The sequence below is a fragment of the Neisseria sp. P0021.S005 genome, assembly GCF_051956955.1.
Genome location: NZ_JBQCWY010000542.1, coordinates 1 through 2,097 on the forward strand (window position 1 = coordinate 1; position 2,097 = coordinate 2,097).

The window sequence follows — 2,097 nt, forward strand, 5'->3', positions numbered from 1 at the left end:
GTGCGTGGTAACGACTTCTTTGATTTGATCGTGGATAGAGGACATGGTGTGTTCCGTTTTACTAAATCGGTTGTTCGGGGAAAATCAAATTTCCCGCCATTATACGCAAATTGATGAAGTTGAGGGGCGTTTCTCAACGTCGGATCTGACCGTTGCCATTGATATAGAATTTGGTCGAAGTCAGCGCTTCCAAACCCATCGGGCCACGGGCGTGCATTTTTTGGGTGGAAATACCGATTTCCGCGCCCAATCCGAAAACAAAGCCGTCGGTAAACCGAGTAGACGCATTGACATAAACCGCCGCCGCATCAATGCTTTCTTGGAAAAACTCGGCATGGGCAATGCTTTGGGTCACAATCGCTTCCGAGTGATGCGTCGTATGGCCATTAATCCAATCGACGGCTTCTTCCACTGATTTTACCGTTTTGACCGACATAATATAGTCAAGAAACTCGGTACTGTAATCTTCCTCGGTTGCCAAAACAGCATTTTTAAACATACGCAGTGCTTCCTGATCGGCTCTAAATTCGACCGGATGCACTTTGGCAACTGCTTCTTCCAGTTTGGGCAAAAACGCCTCCGCTATCTTTTCGTGGACAACCAAAGATTCAGCTGCATTGCACACGCTCGGACGCTGCGTTTTGGCGTTCACGACGATATCGACTGCCATCTCCAAATCGGCACTGTCGTCCACATAAATATGGCAATTACCGACTCCGGTTTCAATGACGGGAACTTTCGATTTCTCTTTCACCGTCTGAATCAAGCGCGCACCGCCGCGCGGAATCAGCACATCAATATAATCGACTGCCTGCATCAATTCCTCGGCAGCGGCATGACTGGTATCTTCAACCAGCTGAACCACATCGGCATCCATTCCCGCTTTTACCAAAGTCTGCCTGATGACGGCAATCAATGCGGTGTTGGAATGGATGGCATCGCGACCGCCGCGCAAAATAATGGCATTGCCGGTTTTAAAGGCCAGAGAAAACGCATCGACTGAAACATTCGGGCGGCTTTCAAAAATCATGGCGACCACGCCCAAAGGCACGCGTTTTTGAACAATCTTCAAACCGTCCAGATTGGTATAACCACGGACAACCTGCCCAATCGGGTCCTGCAAATCGGCAACCTGCCCAATGCCTTCCGCAATGCCTTTGATGCGTTCGTAATTCAAGCGCAGCCTGTCGAGCATAATGTCCGAAATGCCGTTTTCTTTTGCAGCGGCCAAATCGCGGGCATTTTCCGCCAAAATCATCTCAGCCTGTTCAACCAATGCTGCCGCAACCTGACGCAACAGATTGTTTTTTTCCACGCTTCCCAAGCTGATTAACTTTTTACTGGCTTTTTGAGCATTCTTGCCCAACTGTTCGATATAGCTCATCAAACCTCCCTATTTCTCTTGTGCAAACCACGTTCCGATAGGCGCGCCATCTAAAACCTGAAGGATATCGCGCGGATTGGCGCTGTTCATCAACACCATCTGGCCGTGATGTTCAAACATCATCTGCGCGCTCTTAATCTTACTGAGCATGCCGCCCGTACCAAACTTACTGCCCGAGCCGCCGGCAGAAGCAATAATTTCTTCAGTAATATCGACCACATGGCTGCGCAGCTTGGCATCAGTGTGAACAGCCGGATTTTTATCAAACAAACCGTCAATATCGGACAGCATAATCAGCAAATCAGCTTTAACGATTTTCGCCACGACTGCCGACAAACGGTCGTTATCGCCAAACTTGGTCGCATGGTCCATCTCGTCCACGCTGACCGCGTCGTTCTCATTGACAATAGGGATGACACCGATGGAAAGCAGGGATTCAAAAGCATTGGTAACATTTGCCAAACTTTCCGGATATTCGACCACATCACGCGTCAGCAGGATTTGCGATACCGTCATCCGATAATGGGAAAAAATCTGCGAGTAAAGGCTCATCATGGCCACTTGACCGACGCTGGAAACAGCCTGTTGCTGCGCCATTTCCGCCGGACGTTTTTCCATGTTGAGGACATTCAGCCCAAAGCCCATCGCGCCGGAAGACACCAGCACAATTTCTTTGTCCTTACTGACCAAGCTGGAAATGACAAAGGCCAGTT

At 49.3% G+C, this 2,097-nt stretch carries 2 protein-coding genes; both read right to left on the reverse strand.

Features of this window, described 5'->3' with window-relative positions:
* Positions 1–133: 133 nt before the first annotated feature.
* A complete protein-coding gene (locus ACTHUE_RS16620) occupies positions 134–1,384 on the reverse strand; it encodes a glutamate-5-semialdehyde dehydrogenase (RefSeq protein ID WP_107792499.1) in 1,251 nt (416 codons plus the stop codon).
* A 9-nt stretch (positions 1,385–1,393) separates the two neighbouring features.
* A partial coding sequence (gene proB / locus ACTHUE_RS16625; RefSeq protein ID WP_440424020.1) for a glutamate 5-kinase occupies positions 1,394–2,097 on the reverse strand: 704 nt, incomplete at its 5' end.